Below are 15,687 nucleotides of genomic sequence, written 5' to 3' on the forward strand. Positions count from 1 at the left end.
AGAGCCCCTATGCCCACCCGTAAAGAGCCTGCCAGCGAAGAGTTTGCCTGCACCCCGTTTTCGAGCCAGCACGCCACCTTCAACCACGTCTGGTCCTCCCTCTTGCTGGAGGAGCTCTTTCGCCTCGGGGTGCGCGACATCGCGCTGGCCCCCGGCTCCCGCTCTGCGCCGCTGACCATGGCCGCCGCGGCCCATCAGGGCTTTCGTCGTCACCTGCACTTTGACGAGCGCGGCCTCGGCTTTATGGCGCTGGGGCTGGCCAAGGGGAGCAACCGGCCGGTGGCGGTGATCATGACCTCGGGCACCGCGGTAGCCAACCTCTGGCCCGCAGTGGCAGAGGCCCAGCTCACCGGCGTGCCGCTGATTATTCTATCCGCCGATCGCCCCCACGAGCTTATCGACAACGGCGCCAATCAGGCGATCGACCAGCAGGGGATCTTCGGCCACTACCCCGTCTATCAGCAGAACCTGCCAAGCCCCACCCCGACCATTCCGGCGGCGTTTGTGCTGAGCTCGGTGGATCAGGCGCTGGCCAAACAGGCGCTCACTCCCGGGGTGGTGCACTTCAACTGCATGTACCCCGAGCCCCTCTACCCGGGCGAGCACTATCAGGATTTTGGCGACTATCTGGCCCCCCTCGGTGACTGGCTCGGCTCGCAGAGGCCATGGAGCCCGTGGCAACAGAGCGAGGCGACCTGCCAGCCGCAACCCGAGTGGCGCGAGTGGCAGCACAAGCGCGGGGTGATTGTGGCCGGACGGATCACCGAGCCTAAGCAGGCACAGACGGTCGCCGCGCTGGCGGAGCAACTCGGCTGGCCGCTGCTGGCAGATCTGCAGAGCCAGATCCGCTTCGATAGCCGCAACCTCATCCACATGGATATGGCGCTCAACGACCCTGAATTCGTCGCCGAGCTGGGCCGCGCCGAGGTGCTGCTGCAATTTGGCGCGCGGCTTGTCTCCAAGCGGCTCGGCCAGTTCATCAAACACCATTCATGGCAAGATTACTGGCTGGTGGATCCGCAACCGGCGCGGCTCGATCCCGACTACCGGCTGCGCAACCGGCTGCTCTGCAGTGCCAGCGCCTTTGCTGCGGCCCATCCGGTCACCACCCGGGCCCCTTGGCACACATTGGCCGAGCTGCAACACAACGCCAGCCAGCAGATCGCCGCCGCCTGCGAGCACTTCTCCGAGCTCGGGGTCTGCTATCGCCTCAACCGCCTGATCGAAGGCCAACTGTTTGTCGGCAACAGCATGCCTGCTCGACTGATGGATATGCTCGGCGAAACGGGCAAGGGGCCGAGCCGGGTGATGACCAACCGCGGTGCCTCCGGCATCGACGGCCTCATCGCCACCGCCTACGGGTTTGCCCAATCGGTCGAGCAAGGCAGCGATGAGCCCACCACCCTGCTGCTTGGCGATCTCAGCGCCCTGCACGATCTCAATAGCCTCGCCCTGCTCAGCAAGGCGAGCCGACCGCTGGTGGTGATCCTGCTCAACAACGATGGCGGCAGCATCTTTCGTATGTTGCCGGTGCCCACCGAAGGGGAGCTGCTGGAGAGCTACTACCGGCTGCCCCACGGTCTCAGCTTTGAACATGCCGCCGCCATGTTTGGCCTCGCCTATCGGGCGCCGACCACCCTGCTCGAGTTCGAACAGGATTACTGCGCCGCCCTCCAACATGGCGTTACCTTGATCGAGATCCGGGTACCGAGCGAGCAGGTGGCCGATGATCTCAAGGCGCTGGGGGCCGCCATCCGTGGCGAATAAAGATGCCAATGTGCCGCTGGTGCTGCTGCACGGCCTGCTGGGGGATAGCGGCGACTGGCAACCGGTGATTGACCGGCTGCCCGCCATCCACTGCATCGCCCTCGATCTGCCGGGTCACGGCCAGCATAGCGATCTCAACGTCAGGGACTTTGAGCAGAACCACCAGTGGCTGGTCACCGAGCTGGCCAGCCGCAACATTGAACGCTATCTGCTGGCGGGTTATTCGCTGGGTGGGCGACTGGCCCTCTATCACGCCAGCCGCGAGCCCGCCGAGCTGCGGGGGCTGCTGCTGGAGAACTGCCACCCGGGGCTACCAGACAATGAGCGGGCCGCCCGCATCCAGCACGATGAACAGTGGGCGCAGCGCTTCGAGCGTGAGCCCCTGGCTGACGTGCTGGCTGACTGGTACCGGCAAGGGGTGTTTGCCGATCTTGACGATGCGGCCCGAGCCAGCCAGATCGCCCGCCGCCTTGGCAACGACGGTCAGGGCATCGCCACCATGCTACGCGCCACTTCGCTCGGCAAGCAGCCGGATCTCGCCCCTTGGCTCATGGCATGCCCGCTGCCGGTTACTTATGTGAGTGGCAAGCGGGATCACAAATTCCATCAGCTGGCTTGCCAGCTGGCGAACCAAAATCGCAGAATCAACCACTTGGTGCTGGATGGCGGCCATAATCTGCACGCCCATCAGCCTGATAACTTTGCCCGACTCCTCGCGGAGTGGGTCAACCAACAAGAAGAGACGAGTCATGATTGAAGCAATGACGGAAGCTGAACTGTATGCACCTGTTCAACATGCCGGGATTGCTCAACTCAGTGGTCAACTCGGTGCTCAACTGCACTCTCCCAGATCAGAAGGAAAAAAACATGATTGAAGCAATGACGGAAGCGGAACTGTACGCTCCGGTTGAGTGGCAGGATTGCTCCGCCGGTTACGAGGACATCCTCTATCACAAGTCCAACGATGGCATTGCCAAGATCACCATCAACCGTCCCCAGGTGCGCAACGCCTTCCGCCCCCGCACCGTCAAAGAGATGCTGCAGGCGCTGGCCGATGCCCGTTATGACGATCAGATCGGCACTATCATCCTGACCGGTTTTGGCGAGAAAGCCTTCTGCGCCGGCGGCGACCAGAAGATCCGTGGCGACTACGGTGGATACCGCGATGACGAGGGGACTCACCACCTCAACGTGCTCGACTTCCAGCGCGACATCCGCACCTGTCCGAAACCTGTGGTTGCCATGGTGGCCGGTTACGCGGTCGGTGGCGGCCACGTGCTGCACATGATGTGTGACCTGACCATCGCCGCCGACAACGCCCAGTTTGGCCAGACCGGTCCGAAAGTGGGCTCCTTCGACGGCGGTTGGGGTGCTTCCTACATGGCTCGCATCGTCGGCCAGAAGAAGGCCCGCGAAATCTGGTTCCTCTGCCGCATGTACGATGCCCAGCAAGCCCTCGACATGGGGCTGGTCAACACCGTCGTGCCGCTGGCGGATCTGGAGCGAGAAACCGTGCGCTGGTGCCGCGAAATGCTGCAAAACAGCCCGATGGCGCTGCGCTGCCTGAAAGCCGCCCTCAACGCTGACTGTGATGGTCAGGCGGGCTTGCAGGAGCTGGCGGGCAATGCCACCATGCTCTTCTACATGACCGAAGAGGGTCAGGAAGGCCGCAACGCCTTCAACGAAAAGCGTCGCCCCGACTTCTCCAAATACAAGCGGAACCCCTGATGACACTCGCCCTGTATCGCTATCAACTGCCTTTTACCCAGCCACTGACCTTTCACGGCAAGGTGGAGGTGGCGCGAGAGGGGCTGTTGGTGCGCATCAACGACGGCTGGGGGGAAATTGCCCCCCTGCCCGGCTTCTCGAAAGAGAGCCTGCAACAGGCAGAGGCAGAAGCCCTTGCCACGCTGGCAGCCCTGGCCGCCGGTGAAACCCCAAACCCCGTGCTACCGTCGGTGCAATTTGGCCTCGACTGCGCACGCCGGACATGGCCCGAGCAGCGCAACCCGCTGCCGGAGCCCTATCCCCTCATTCAAGGTTCCCCCCAGGAGCTGCTGCGCAACTGGAAAGAGTGGCTGCACCGCACGCCCGGCAAGGCAAAGCTGAAGGTGGCGCGCTACCCGATGCGTGACGAGCTGGCACTGATCCGCCTGCTGTGCGATCGCCTCCCCTCCCTCAAGCTGGTGCTGGACGCCAACCAGGGCTGGACTCGCGAGGAGGCGTGGACCTTCTGCGGCCACCTCGACCCGAATCGCATCGAGTATCTGGAAGACCCCTGTGCCGACTTTGCCGACATCGCCTTTGTCGCCAACCGCACCGGCATGCCGGTGGCGCTGGACGAACTGCTGGCACAAGGCAAGCCGTGGGAGCCGATCCCGCAACTGCGCGCGCTGGTGCTCAAGCCTACCCTGCTCGGTTCACTCGCCAACTGCGAAGCCCTGATCGCCCGCGCCCGCGAACTGCGGCTCAAGGTGATCATCTCCTCCTGCTTCGAATCGGATCTGGGCCTGAACCAGCTCTTTCATCTGGCGAGCGAATGGGCTCCCGAACAGGCGCCGGGTCTGGATACCCGCCGCTGGATGGCGGGCAACCTGCTGGGGGAAGATGGCAAACCGGACCTGAGCCGACTGGAGCAACTGTATTACCGTGATTGAACCCACACGTTCACCCGAACAGACACCTTGCCCGGTACGCCACCGGGCAATCACAGCCCCGAACCGCATTGCCATCCACGCCGCCTCGCCCCTCAGTTACCGCCAGCTCGATGCTCGCCTCAACAGCCTGTGCCAACAGCTGAAACAAGCCGGAGTGCGCCGTGGCGAACATCTGGCTGCGGTGGTGCGCGGTGCGCTGGAAGATGTGCTGCTGGCGTGGGCCTGCGTACGCAGCGGCGTGGTGTTCTGCCCGCTCAACCCCGCCTTTCCTCTCGAAAAGCAGAGCGAGCTGGCGCTGCAACTCGATGCCGATGCCTTCTGGTCGGCAGGGGAGATCCCGGCAGGCAACTGGCAGCCCTTGCCGCTCGACTTCACGCGCGAACTGCCGGCAAGCGAGGAAGCGTGGCCGCTGGAATCGACCCAACTCAACAACATGATCCTCACCTCCGGCTCCAGCGGCACGCCGAAAGCTGTGGTGCACCGGCTCTGCAACCACCTTGCCTCAGCACGCGGCTCTGCCACCCTCATTCCCCTCGATGAGGCCTGCGGCTGGCTACTCTCCCTGCCGCTGTTCCATGTGGGCGGCTACGCCATCCTGTTTCGGGTCTTTCTGGCGGGCGCCACGCTGGTACTAGATCAACGTGAACGCTCCCTCAAGGAGCGGCTGGAGTGCCAGCCCATTACTCACCTCTCGTTGGTGCCGACCCAGCTCTGGCGCCTGCTGGCAGAGGGTTTTGATCCCGCCCGTACCCGCCTGCGCGAGTTGCTGCTCGGCGGTGCCGCCATCCCGCAGCCGCTGGTGAGCCGCCTCTGCGCTATGGGGCTCGAACCCAAGGTGAGTTATGGTCTCTCCGAGATGGGCAGTCAGGTCTGCACCGCTATCCCCGGCGATGCAGGCGTAGTTGGCAAACCGCTACCGGGACGGGAAGTGTGTATCAGGGAGCAGGAGATCTGCGTGCGCGGCGCCACCCTGTTTGCCGGTTACTACCAAGATGGCGAGCTGGAACTGCCTCTCGATGACGAAGGCTGGTTTCATACCCGCGACAAGGGGAGGTTCACTGCGGTAGGGGAACTGCTGGTAGAGGGGCGGCTCGACAACCTCTTTATCTCGGGTGGCGAAAACATCCAGCCCGAAACCATAGAGCAGCGACTGGTGGATCATCCCGCCGTCGCCCAGGCGCTGGTGGTGCCGGTGCCGAGCGACGAGTGGGGGCAACGCCCCGCCGCCTTTATCGACTGGCACGGCGAGCCGGTTCCCGACTCCGAACTGGCCACCTGGATCCGCAGCGCCTTGCCCGGCTTTATGGTGCCCGACCACTGGCTCCCCTGGCCCGATCTTGGCGGTAATCTCAAACCCTCCCGCCAACTGCTGGGCAAGATTGCCCGACAGCTGACCACCTTGTCACAATAAGCTGAATGAGATCGGACTCACAATTTCCCGATCTGCTCTGAAAACAGAAAAAGAAACATGTGAGTCCTCACTGCGGCGCCAGCCCACGAGAATCCGATCAGACTCAAAAAGCCATCATCTTATTGATTTATCTGATTTTTAATTGGCAATTGATATCCCTTTGGATCTGTTTAAATTGCCTTGCGATTACTCGCAAGACAATACACAAACAAGAACAAAGGGATAAAAATGAACCGTTCAGGTACCGGGTGGCTGCTGCTGGCAGGCCCCCTGCTTTTGGCGACATCCTCGGCGCAAGCCAACTACTCCCCCAATGACTGGCGACAGTATCAGCTGACTGGCGAATCGAGCCGGCAACTGGCCGCTCGCATCACCGAGATCACCTACGAACTCAAGGCGCGCAGCAGCAACGCCCCCTATCAGCAGCTCAGGGTCTACCGTCGCTTCGACTGGCAGAGCAGCGATCTCGCCGCACTGGCCGAGCAGCAGTGTGGCGAGCAGCAGCTCAAGGTAGATGCGGGCTGGCAGATCCGCTTCGTGCGCTGTGAAGATCGGATTCCGGCGGGCAAGCTGATCCCGGCCAGCAGTTATGACTTCGGTTATGGCCTCAAGCAGGGTCGCTGGGAGCAACTGGCGGGCACGCCGACCGCCCAACGGCAGGATCGCCTGCCACTGCCACAAGCCATCATCCTGGGTCAGAGCGAAAGGGAGCTGGATCGCTGCGAACTCAACGCGCAGGGCCGCTGCGCCGAGTCGGAGTGGCACTATCAGCCGCAGGATTGGCAGCAGTTGCAGGTACTTGAAGAGACCCCGAGTGAGCGGGATGGCCGGTTGGAACAGATCTTCTTCCGTCTGCAACCGGTGGCAGGCAGTCAGGCTGCCGCTCAGGTCAGCGAGATCCATGTCTGGCGCCGCTATCAGTGGCAGCTGGATCAACTCACGCCTCAACAGGAGTGTGATGAGCCGCAGGAGCGCAAGGAGGGGAGCAACACCATCCGCTATCGCATCTGCCGTCAGGTGATCCCCGCTGGCAGCGAGGTTCAGGTAACGTTGCAAGATAGCGGCTACCAATACCCGGTCGCCGGCGGCGAGTGGCAACCCCTGCCAGAGAGCAAAGAGTGGCAGGAGAGTCGGGTGCTCAATCGCCCCATCGTGCTGGCCAGCAAGGAGGAACAGCTGGAGTGCCGCCGCGCCAACGGTCGTCTCTGCTCCGAGCCAGAGCAGCCCGATGTGGATCTGCTCGACAGCGATGCCGCCAAACTGGTGGCCGACGTGAGCGGCCAGAACAGTCCTGCCTGGCAGGCGGATTACGGCCACGATGACGCCAAGCTGATGGCGGTAGTGCGCGGCATGCGTGCTCTGCTGGCGGCCAACCAGCCGACCCATCCGGCGATGGACAAGCTGCTCTACTATGTGCGCGCCCACAACTACCACGGCGGCGTTGGCAAGGAGAGTGATCAGGCCGCCCGGGCACTGGCCGGGGTGATGATTGATCTGCTCAACCACCCCTTGCTGCTGGGCGCCGAACCGCAGGATCAGGCAGGCACAGTGCTGGAAGCCTGGAGCGTGGCGGCGCAGGGACAGCTTGGGCAAGCCGCCTTCCGCCAGAGTGCCGCCCCCATGCTGGCCCAGCTCAACCAGGCGCTCGGCTATGCGGTGCAACATGCGGCGCAGCTCAATGGCCACAAACCCTGGGCCGATGGCCTGTTCGAGCTGCTCAATCTGGTCGATCAGAGCGCCTCTTACGGTCAGCAGGCTGACTTCAGCGCAGCTGTGCTGCAACAGGAGGCGGCATTGCGCCAGAGCCTGCTGCAACTGGGCCTGAGCGAGCTGGCCCTCTGGAAACAGCGCGATGGCTCACGGGATCTGTTTATCTTCAACAACATCCTCGATGCCCACAGCCGTCTCTACCAGATGATGCGCTACCTCCATCACACCAGCCCGGATAAGGCGATCGCCTATCGCCAACAGCTGGATCGCGATGTCATCGCCATCATGCGCCAGCAGGGGCTGATCCCGGGTGGCCAACATCCTGCCGCCATGCTGGAAGAGGTCTCCCTGACCCTCTCCAGCTACTACCTCACCTACACGGATCGCACCAGCGAAGCCTGTATCAGCGGCGAGTTCGCCGGGCTTTGTACCCCGATCCGCATGGAAGATATTCTGCCGTTCGAGCACACCTGCTCGCCCACCCTGCGTCTGCGCGCCCAGGATCTGACCTTGGCTCAAGCCGAAGGGATCTGCCGCGAGCTGGGTGATGAAGAGCAGCGCTTCCACCAGCAGATGGAGACAGGCTGGCAACCGGTGGCCGATGATCACAACGAAGCGCTGGAGCTGGTGATCTTCAACTCCTCCGCCGACTGGGGCCGCTACGGCAGCGCGCTGTTTGGTGTCTCCACCGACAATGGCGGCATCTATATCGAGGGGGATCCGGCTCGGCCCGGCAATCAGGCCCGCTTCTTCGCCTATGAGGCGGAGTGGAAACGCCCCGCCTTCCAGGTGTGGAACCTGCGCCACGAGTACGTTCACTATCTGGATGGTCGCTTCAACCAGTACGGCAGCTTCGGCCACTATCCGCTCAACCGCACCACCTGGTGGGCAGAGGGGATTGCAGAGTACATCGCCCACGGCCAGTGCTTTGCCCGTGGTCTGGATAACGTGGCAAACCGCCCCGCCAACCAGCGTCCGACACTGGCGGCGATCCTCCACCTTGACTACGACCAGGGTGGCGAGATGGTCTACTCCTGGTCCTATACCGTGCACCGCTTCCTCAACGATACCGGTCGCGGCGCCAGCTGGTTGGCGCTGGCACAGGCGCTGCGCAATCCGGATCGGCAGCAGGCGATGAGCGACTTCGAAGGGGAGCTGGACCGGCTGATCGCCAACGACAGCAACGCCTATCAGGCATGGCTCGCCCGGGATCTGCTGCCCTGGTGGCAAGCAAACAAGGAGTCAGACGCCTGCAAGGGTAACGACTCCGCCCACTGATAAACCTTCGCCGACCAGAGGGGCTGCCATTGCAGCCCCTCGCTTTATCCTCCCGCACCCCCGGCCTCTGCTGCGACAGCCTCTGCCCGAATGAGGTGCCCGCCCGTTATCAAGCCTGACGCCAGCGGCCGAGTTGTAATAGAATGCCGATAGCCACTCCCAACTTCAGACCCTGACCGCACCGCGCATGAAGAAGTTTGCCAAGATCCTCCTCGCCTGCCTCGTTTTGCTGCTGGCCCTGATTGCCATGCTGCTGGGCTACAGCGAGTGGATCGTCTCGGATGCCCGTCACTACACCTACGATCAGGTGGACAAGGTGCCCTACAACCGGGTTGCGGTGGTGCTGGGTACCTCCAAATATCTCTCTGGTGGCGGCCCCAACCACTACTTCAAATACCGCATCAAGGCGGCGGCCGAGCTCTACAACAATGCCAAGGTGGACTTCATCATCGTCTCCGGTGACAACGCCACCGTGCAGTACAACGAGCCACGCCAGATGCGCCGCGCCCTGATCAAGGCGGGCATCCCCGCCTCCGCCATCTATATGGATTTCGCCGGATTTCGCACCCTCGACTCAGTGGTTCGCGCCAAGGAGGTGTTCGGCCAGGAGCGCTTTACCGTGGTATCCCAGGGCTTTCATAACGAGCGGGCCATTTTCATCGCTCGCCATTTCGGTATCGATGCGGTCGGCTTCAATGCCGAGGATCCCAGCGCCTATCAGGGGATCCGCACCCGGGTGCGGGAAGTCTTTGCCCGCCTGATGGGGCTGCTCGACCTCTATGTACTGGACAAGGGGCCCAAGTTCCTCGGGGCTCCGGTCCCCATCGGTCTGCCTGTGCCTTGCCAGTCACTGAGCACCATCGGCAGCCTGCAACCCTGCCTAAAACAACCCAAACCGGCGGTGGATGAGGCAAAGCCAGCGGCAGTCTCTGCCGCTGTTGCCACCGAGTCGGCTACCCCATCTGCCTCGGCTGTGACTGAACAAGTCACGCTAGCTTTATCCGCTGCGGCAACGACTGAGCCGGTCACTCCCGCTAAACCCGCGGTAGAAACCACCGCCAAGACGCCCAGCGCGGCCTTGCCCACATTGCCGGTGGCCCCTTCAGCCGCCAGCGCCAGCACAGCCACACCATAAACAGATGACCCGCCAACTGGCGGGTCTTGTTATTACAGCGCAGGTTGTGGCGGTGACCTGTACACCCATTCCCAGCGGCCAAGTCAGCCTCGCGCCGCCTGATAGCGGCGGGCCACTTCGGCCCAATCCACCACCTGATAGAAGGCAGCGATATAGTCAGGACGCTTGTTCTGGTACTTGAGATAGTAGGCGTGCTCCCACACATCCAGCCCCAGGATCGGGGTATGGCCATGCATCAGGGGGCTATCCTGATTGGCACTGCTCTCCACCTGCAATCTGCCCGCCTTGTCCACCACCAGCCAGGCCCAGCCACTGCCAAAGCGGCTCAGAGCCGCCTGAGTGAAGGCCTGCTTGAAGGCATCGAATCCCCCCAATTCCCGCTCGATGGCCAGAGCCAGCTCACCACCCGGCTCACCGCCCCCCTGCGGGCTCATCACCAGCCAGAACAGAGAGTGATTGGCATGGCCGCCACCATGGTTGCGGACCGCCCCCTGCAAGGTGGCAGGCAGAGTATCGAAGCGGCGCAGCAGCTCCTCTACCGGCAGTGCGGCCAGCTCTGGCGCCTCTTCCAGCGCGGCGTTGAGGTTGTTGATATAGGTCTGGTGATGACGGCTGTGGTGGATCTCCATGGTCAGGGCATCGATATGGGGTTCCAGTGCGTCGTAGGCATAGTTCAGAGCTGGTAGGGTATGGATCATGATGACCTCTGTTCGGATTAATGGAGCCGGGATGAGGGCTCGCTCTGACACAGGCAGTGCCCGAGCGAACGCATGATCCCGGCGTGGCTGCCGTGGCGCTGTACGAACGTCAGCAACTCGGCACGGGTTGTGCTGGTATGGCGCAACGCGGCTTCACGCAGGCGAGAGGAGCAAGCGGGGGAGTGACAGGTCGCCAGCAGGCAGTCGTGCACATAGCAGAGCAGGTCGGCGGCGCGATCGGGCAGAGTCATGGCCACCAGCAGATCCGCCAGATTGTGGTGAGCCACAACCAGCGCCGCCACCGCCTCATCGGCATCGTGCCACTGCACCAATTGCTGACGAGCCAGCCAGAGCGCCTGCTGATAATGAGCCAGCGCATGATGATACTCGCCGCAATCAAACAGCCGGTTGCCCTCTCGGGTCTGCTTTTTCCAGTGACTCATGCTGCTGCCACCTTCGGTCGACTCGACCCACCCCTTCACCCAGGTTGCTGTCATATGCTTCACACCAACAAATGATAATAATTATCATTACATGAATTATATCCGGGAGACAAGGGGCGTCGGGAATCGCAGTAAACAGCCAAAACAACGCAGCCACCCCTTGGCAAGGAGTGGCCGCTTGAGGCACCGGTCAGTGGATTCGACCGGCCAATTGGAAGTTAACGGCAGGTCAGATGTTGTTGGCGGGCGAGGGCGGGGCAATCCCCAGCAGCATGTGATCCATCATCCCCACCATGCGCCCTATCTCGGGCTTGGTGATGGTATCGTTGGCCCCCAATTGCAGCGCTTTCTGACGGTTGTCATCGCTCATCAGGGAGGAGAACATCACGATGGGCATCTCCTTGTAGGAGGGGGTGTCCCGCAGCCGCTTGAGCAGGTGCATGCCATCCATGCGCGGCATCTCCACATCGGTGATCACCGCATTGACGAAGCCGGTCACCGGCATTCTCTCCTCCTGGGCTAGGCGATCGAAATCCGTCATCATCTCCAGCCCCTCTCCCCCATCCTTGGCCGTGATCACGTTGTAGCCAGCGGTGCGCAGGGTGGTCTCGATCATCTTGCGGATAAAGGCCGAGTCGTCCACCACCAGAATGGTCTTGCCCTGACGTAGTGCCATCATGCGATCGTCGATGAGCACCTTGCGATCCTGGGTGACGTCGTACTTCTCCATGCTGAGCTCGGGGTTGATATCGGCGATGATCTTCTCGAAGTCGAGGATCATGATGAGGTTGCCATCACGCCTGACCACGGCCACCACGCAGTCGTTCTCCCCCGCCTCCAGAAACTGGCTGGGAGACTCCACATCCTCCCAGGAGACCCGATGGATCCTGCTGACGCTATCGATCAGAAAACCGTTGGCCATCTTGTTGAAGTCGGTGACGATCACCACCTTGTGGCTGGGGTCAGGGTTGGTCTTGATGCCAAGCCAGCCCGCCAGATCCACCAGCGGGATCAACCGATCCCGCAGGGAGAAGACCCCTACCATATGACGCTGGGCGTTGGGGTAATCTGTGGTCTCCGGCACCCGGATCACCTCGCGCACCTTGGCGACGTTTATCCCGTAATAAGCGGTTTTTTCACGGCCGTCCGGTAGCTGCTTCTTGAGGTGAAACTCGATGATCTCAAGCTCGTTGGTGCCACTTTCGGTCAGGATAGATTTACGCTCTTCCCCATCTTTGGACATCATGGTGACTCTCATTCTGGTTGCGCGGGCAGCAGACCGCTGCGGTTTTCCCTCAGTATAGGAATGGAATTCACCCAGCGGCTCGGATCTCGGCAAGATTGCAGCGTTAACCGCTTGATCCCGCAGGCTGGCACGATCGTATCTGCCAATCAGGACAAATCCATGCGCTGATAAGGAGCCTGAGATGAGTGAAGGTATCGTCGTGATTGGCGCTTCTGGCGGTATCGGGGCGGCGCTGGTCGCACACTGGTTGGCGGCTGGTGTCGGGCCAGTGATTGCCATCAGTCGTCAGCCCGCACCAGCAGGAGCCTCTTCGCCAGCCCTGCACTGGCTATGTTGTGACTACAGCGATGAGCAGATGGCAAAAGTGGTGGCCCGCATCGCGGAGTTGGCGCCGAAACCGCACAGGGTAGTGATCTGCAACGGCATCCTGCATAAGGGGGAGATCCAGCCAGAGAAGCGGCTCGAAGCAATCAATCTCGATGCCATGACCCGTCTCTACCAGACCAACGCCCTGCTGCCGCTGCGCTGGATCAGCCAGCTGTTACCGCTGTTTGGCCGCGAGCCTTGCACTCTGGCCGTTCTCAGCGCTCGGGTCGGCAGCATTGGCGACAACCGAGCGGGCGGCTGGTATGGCTATCGCGCATCCAAGGCCGCCCTCAACATGCTGCTCAAGTGTGCCGCCATCGAGCTGGCCCGGCGGGCCCCCGGCATCAAATTGCTGGCTTTCCATCCCGGCACAGTGGATACCCAACTCTCTCGCCCATTTCACGCCAATGTACCGGCGGGAAATGTGCAGAGTCCCGAGCTGGTAGCCGACCATCTGATTAAGCTGATGAACCGGCTGCAACCGGATGGCGAGCTGAGCTTTCTCGACTGGCAGGGCAAACCTATCGAGTGGTAGGGGAGATCAGAAGACGCGCCAGCAGCGCCCGCAACCTCTTGATCACGGCGGGCTTGCCCGCCAGTTGCAACCTCGCAGCCAGTCTTCCCCAGTCGGCATATTGCCAGATGGTGGCGATCAGCAGATAACGCTCGTCAGGAGTCAGCGAAGCCAGCACATCCAGATTGCGCGCCAACCACAACTGCAGGCTGGATTGGCTCAGTTCGAACGGCTTGTGATGCAGGGCAAAGCATTCAATCTCGTCACGCTCGAACTCGCCAAGCTCCGGCGCGGTGACGGTGCTGCCTTGCAGACATTGCCATACCAACTCGGGATCCAACGCGCTCAACTCACCCGCCAGCAGGGTCGGCAACTGGCAAACAAAACGCTGCTGCCACTGATCCAGCTCGGGCTCATGCTCGGGTTTCAGCACTTTGAGCAGCAGGGCTGCGTGGCAGCCGCTGGCGGCATCCCGTTGCAGACCGATGCGCAGCACCGTCAGTCCGGCCTTGCGCCAGAAGGGGAGCAGGTCGGCGCTGGCCGAAAAGGCCGAGCCGAGGTAGTCGGTGCCAATCTGGCGATAGTGCTCCTCAAGCTTGCCAAGCAGCAGCGACCCCAACCCGTGGCGATGCAGCTCGGGATGGATGGCGATACGCATCACCCGAGCGTAGCTGCGCGCCCCCGCCGTTTTAAAACCGGCGTGGGCCAGCAGCGACTGGGGCAGCAGATGGCCGCGCGGACGGCGACGCCCGGCCCAAATCGCCTCGGCCAGCTCGTGCTCTATCTCCCCTTCCCGCGCCACCAGCGCCACTCCCAGCAGGCTCGCATCCTGCTCCAGCAGATGGATGTCGAGATCTGGACTCTCCAGCAGCGATCTGAGATCGCTCGGCGTAGTCTGGTAGTGAGCCAGCACCAGCAAGCCGAACAGCTGGTTGAGCAACGCCTCGTCGCTCGCCAGCGCCTCCTGACAGATAAGACGCCAGCTCGGGCTGGTCGGCGGCAAGGGAGTTGCCACTTCGGCATTGAGGCCGAGCAGGCGGAAAATCAGCGGCTCCAGCGGATCGCGCTCACTCCAGCGGATGGGCTCAGAGAGGTGGATCTCCTGCCACTCCGGGGTCTGGCTATCGAGCACCCGTTTGAAGCGCAGGTGAAAACCGCGCCCCGTCCCCTCGTAACCGTGCTCGGTGGTGGCAAACACGATGCGACTGTGGCGGGCCAGCATGGTCTCGAGCAGCGGGGTCGGAATGGCGGCCGCTTCATCCACCAGCAGCAGATCGGGATTAATCGCCTCGTGCACCAGCCGATCCGGCGAGCAGTAGCTCAGCCCGGCCAGCTGCTCCGGTGTAGTATCTAGCACGCGAGCGGCGTGGGCAAACAGGGTCGCCACCGTTGCCTGCGAGGGGGCCGTCACCACTATGTTCAGCGCGGGCTGCTGACGCAGTAGCTCGGCGGCAGCAAGCCCCAGCAGCGCACTCTTGCCACGACCGCGGTCAGCGCTCAGCACCAGCGGCCGACGGCGATGACCGTGCAACACCTTGTGGATGGCGGGCAGCGCCCGTGTCTGATCGCAGCTCAGCCTGCGCTCCGGCCCAATCGGTTGCCACGGCTGCGAGCAAACCGGCGGCTCCAGAGAGAGGGCAGGATCCCCCGCCAGCAACCGCACCAGCCGGGCGATAAAGGCGTGGCCGGCCCGGCCCGCCTCCTCCGGCTGGGCCACCAGCCGGATCCGGTCGGGATCCGGCCATGAAGGCCACTCTACTCTGGGCGGCGTCAGCAGCAACAGCAAGCCACCGGCGCATAGAGTGCCCGCCAGCGCCCCGAAGGCGTCGGGATGAAAGCCGCTGAAGGCGTTGAACACCAGCGTGTCGCACTCCTGACCGAGCCGCTGCAGCGCCTTGGCTGCTGGTTGCGGAGCATAATGCTCGGGCCCGGCACCCAGCCAGAAGACGGTCTCGCCGAGCAGGGATTGGGCGCGGGCAATGCACTCAGCATCCTCCCCCTCCAGCCAGATCAGGCGCCGCTCACCGGCGCGGGCCAGCGCCTCGCGCAGCAGGGTGACCTCTTGCAATGTCATGAAGCTTGGCTGTCAGCCGGTTTGCGGGGCTCGAACATGCGATCTCCCATCTGATCGATAAAGGTGTGGGCCTTCTGCACCATGAAACGCTCGGCATCGGCCGGATTGGCAAACAGATCGGAGCGGATGAAACGGTGGGTTTGCAGCACGCCGTCCAGCTCCTTGGTGATACGCCCTGCCAATCGGTACTGACCCCCTTCCGCCATGGGCTCCGGATAGATGAGATAGCCGGCATATTCGGTGGGAGTGACTTCCGGCGCCTTGGTCGGCTCGCCCCCGAACAGGGCACTGAACAGTTTCTTGAGCATGGTGATCTCCTCTGGTTGCCAGCATTGTCCCCAAGGGGTTGCACAGTGGCAAGCAGGGGATCTTATTACCAATGGTTATT

General features: G+C 62.5%; 14 protein-coding genes. 9 read left to right on the top strand and 5 right to left on the bottom strand.

Annotated features, from left to right (window positions below; translation table 11 throughout):
• The first annotated feature begins 9 nt into the window (after positions 1 to 9).
• From menD to G5533_RS18555, 8 genes are all read left to right on the top strand, one after another.
• Positions 10 to 1,767, top strand: coding sequence for a 2-succinyl-5-enolpyruvyl-6-hydroxy-3-cyclohexene-1-carboxylic-acid synthase (menD, locus tag G5533_RS18520; protein ID WP_441255208.1), 1,758 nt, complete (start codon positions 10 to 12; stop codon positions 1,765 to 1,767).
• Positions 1,727 to 2,524, top strand: a complete 798-nt coding sequence (menH, locus tag G5533_RS18525) for a 2-succinyl-6-hydroxy-2,4-cyclohexadiene-1-carboxylate synthase (protein ID WP_441255209.1) — start codon at positions 1,727 to 1,729, stop codon at positions 2,522 to 2,524. Before menD ends, menH begins: the two co-directional genes overlap by 41 nt.
• Positions 2,517 to 2,642: a hypothetical protein gene (locus tag G5533_RS18530; RefSeq protein ID WP_259265626.1), complete on the top strand. Its 126-nt coding sequence runs from the start codon at positions 2,517 to 2,519 to the stop codon at positions 2,640 to 2,642. The genes menH and G5533_RS18530 overlap by 8 nt, the downstream gene beginning before the upstream one ends.
• Positions 2,635 to 3,495 carry a 1,4-dihydroxy-2-naphthoyl-CoA synthase gene (menB, locus tag G5533_RS18535; protein WP_042081860.1) on the top strand — a complete coding sequence of 287 codons (861 nt, stop codon included), beginning with the start codon at positions 2,635 to 2,637 and terminating at the stop codon, positions 3,493 to 3,495. The genes G5533_RS18530 and menB overlap by 8 nt, the downstream gene beginning before the upstream one ends.
• A complete protein-coding gene (menC, locus tag G5533_RS18540) occupies positions 3,495 to 4,424 on the top strand; it encodes an o-succinylbenzoate synthase (RefSeq protein ID WP_323886296.1) in 930 nt (309 codons plus the stop codon). Before menB ends, menC begins: the two co-directional genes overlap by 1 nt.
• Positions 4,417 to 5,835 carry an o-succinylbenzoate--CoA ligase gene (menE, locus tag G5533_RS18545; RefSeq protein WP_441255210.1) on the top strand — a complete coding sequence of 473 codons (1,419 nt, stop codon included), beginning with the start codon at positions 4,417 to 4,419 and terminating at the stop codon, positions 5,833 to 5,835. The genes menC and menE overlap by 8 nt, the downstream gene beginning before the upstream one ends.
• A gap of 228 nt (positions 5,836 to 6,063) precedes the next feature.
• A complete protein-coding gene (locus G5533_RS18550; RefSeq protein ID WP_441255211.1) occupies positions 6,064 to 8,823 on the top strand; it encodes a collagenase in 2,760 nt (919 codons plus the stop codon).
• 187 nt (positions 8,824 to 9,010) lie between these two features.
• Positions 9,011 to 9,958 (top strand): SanA/YdcF family protein, encoded by a 948-nt coding sequence (locus G5533_RS18555; RefSeq protein WP_421255754.1) that lies wholly within the window; start codon positions 9,011 to 9,013, stop codon positions 9,956 to 9,958.
• 83 nt (positions 9,959 to 10,041) lie between these two features.
• Here the strand turns inward: G5533_RS18555 and G5533_RS18560 are convergent, their stop codons facing one another.
• The 3 genes from G5533_RS18560 to G5533_RS18570 form a co-directional block, all read right to left on the bottom strand.
• Positions 10,042 to 10,656: a superoxide dismutase gene (locus tag G5533_RS18560; protein WP_421202983.1), complete on the bottom strand. Its 615-nt coding sequence runs from the start codon at positions 10,654 to 10,656 to the stop codon at positions 10,042 to 10,044.
• 17 nt (positions 10,657 to 10,673) lie between these two features.
• Positions 10,674 to 11,153, bottom strand: coding sequence for a hypothetical protein (locus tag G5533_RS18565; protein ID WP_421206067.1), 480 nt, complete (start codon positions 11,151 to 11,153; stop codon positions 10,674 to 10,676).
• A 175-nt stretch (positions 11,154 to 11,328) separates the two neighbouring features.
• Positions 11,329 to 12,345, bottom strand: a complete 1,017-nt coding sequence (locus G5533_RS18570; protein WP_005335957.1) for a chemotaxis protein — start codon at positions 12,343 to 12,345, stop codon at positions 11,329 to 11,331.
• Positions 12,346 to 12,526: 181 nt separating this feature from the next.
• On the opposite strand from G5533_RS18570, the gene G5533_RS18575 reads away from it, so the two are divergent.
• Positions 12,527 to 13,246 carry an SDR family NAD(P)-dependent oxidoreductase gene (locus tag G5533_RS18575; protein WP_255910860.1) on the top strand — a complete coding sequence of 240 codons (720 nt, stop codon included), beginning with the start codon at positions 12,527 to 12,529 and terminating at the stop codon, positions 13,244 to 13,246.
• On the opposite strand, the gene G5533_RS18580 is transcribed toward G5533_RS18575, so the two are convergent.
• Together G5533_RS18580 and G5533_RS18585 are read right to left on the bottom strand one after the other, a co-directional pair.
• Positions 13,233 to 15,299 carry a tRNA(Met) cytidine acetyltransferase TmcA gene (locus G5533_RS18580; RefSeq protein WP_441255212.1) on the bottom strand — a complete coding sequence of 689 codons (2,067 nt, stop codon included), beginning with the start codon at positions 15,297 to 15,299 and terminating at the stop codon, positions 13,233 to 13,235. The genes G5533_RS18575 and G5533_RS18580 overlap by 14 nt on opposite strands.
• Positions 15,296 to 15,607 carry an HlyU family transcriptional regulator gene (locus G5533_RS18585; RefSeq protein ID WP_005354958.1) on the bottom strand — a complete coding sequence of 104 codons (312 nt, stop codon included), beginning with the start codon at positions 15,605 to 15,607 and terminating at the stop codon, positions 15,296 to 15,298. Before G5533_RS18585 ends, G5533_RS18580 begins: the two co-directional genes overlap by 4 nt.
• Between the last annotated feature and the right edge of the window lie 80 nt (positions 15,608 to 15,687).

This window comes from Aeromonas sp. A600620 (genome assembly GCF_029479985.1).
GTDB lineage: Bacteria > Pseudomonadota > Gammaproteobacteria > Enterobacterales > Aeromonadaceae > Aeromonas > Aeromonas veronii_A.

Excerpts from the sequence above, each read along its gene's own strand:
- G5533_RS18530 (WP_259265626.1), top strand. The coding sequence starts at position 2,517 with ATGATTGAAGCAATGACGGAAGCTGAACTGTATGCACCTGTTCAACAT.
- G5533_RS18550 (WP_441255211.1), top strand. The coding sequence starts at position 6,064 with ATGAACCGTTCAGGTACCGGGTGGCTGCTGCTGGCAGGCCCCCTGCTT.
- G5533_RS18580 (WP_441255212.1), bottom strand. The coding sequence starts at position 15,299 with ATGACATTGCAAGAGGTCACCCTGCTGCGCGAGGCGCTGGCCCGCGCC.
- G5533_RS18565 (WP_421206067.1), bottom strand. The coding sequence starts at position 11,153 with ATGACAGCAACCTGGGTGAAGGGGTGGGTCGAGTCGACCGAAGGTGGC.
- G5533_RS18560 (WP_421202983.1), bottom strand. The coding sequence starts at position 10,656 with ATGATCCATACCCTACCAGCTCTGAACTATGCCTACGACGCACTGGAA.
- menH (WP_441255209.1), top strand. The coding sequence starts at position 1,727 with ATGATCTCAAGGCGCTGGGGGCCGCCATCCGTGGCGAATAAAGATGCC.
- menC (WP_323886296.1), top strand. The coding sequence starts at position 3,495 with ATGACACTCGCCCTGTATCGCTATCAACTGCCTTTTACCCAGCCACTG.
- menB (WP_042081860.1), top strand. The coding sequence starts at position 2,635 with ATGATTGAAGCAATGACGGAAGCGGAACTGTACGCTCCGGTTGAGTGG.
- G5533_RS18575 (WP_255910860.1), top strand. The coding sequence starts at position 12,527 with ATGAGTGAAGGTATCGTCGTGATTGGCGCTTCTGGCGGTATCGGGGCG.
- G5533_RS18585 (WP_005354958.1), bottom strand. The coding sequence starts at position 15,607 with ATGCTCAAGAAACTGTTCAGTGCCCTGTTCGGGGGCGAGCCGACCAAG.
- menD (WP_441255208.1), top strand. The coding sequence starts at position 10 with ATGCCCACCCGTAAAGAGCCTGCCAGCGAAGAGTTTGCCTGCACCCCG.
- G5533_RS18570 (WP_005335957.1), bottom strand. The coding sequence starts at position 12,345 with ATGATGTCCAAAGATGGGGAAGAGCGTAAATCTATCCTGACCGAAAGT.
- G5533_RS18555 (WP_421255754.1), top strand. The coding sequence starts at position 9,011 with ATGAAGAAGTTTGCCAAGATCCTCCTCGCCTGCCTCGTTTTGCTGCTG.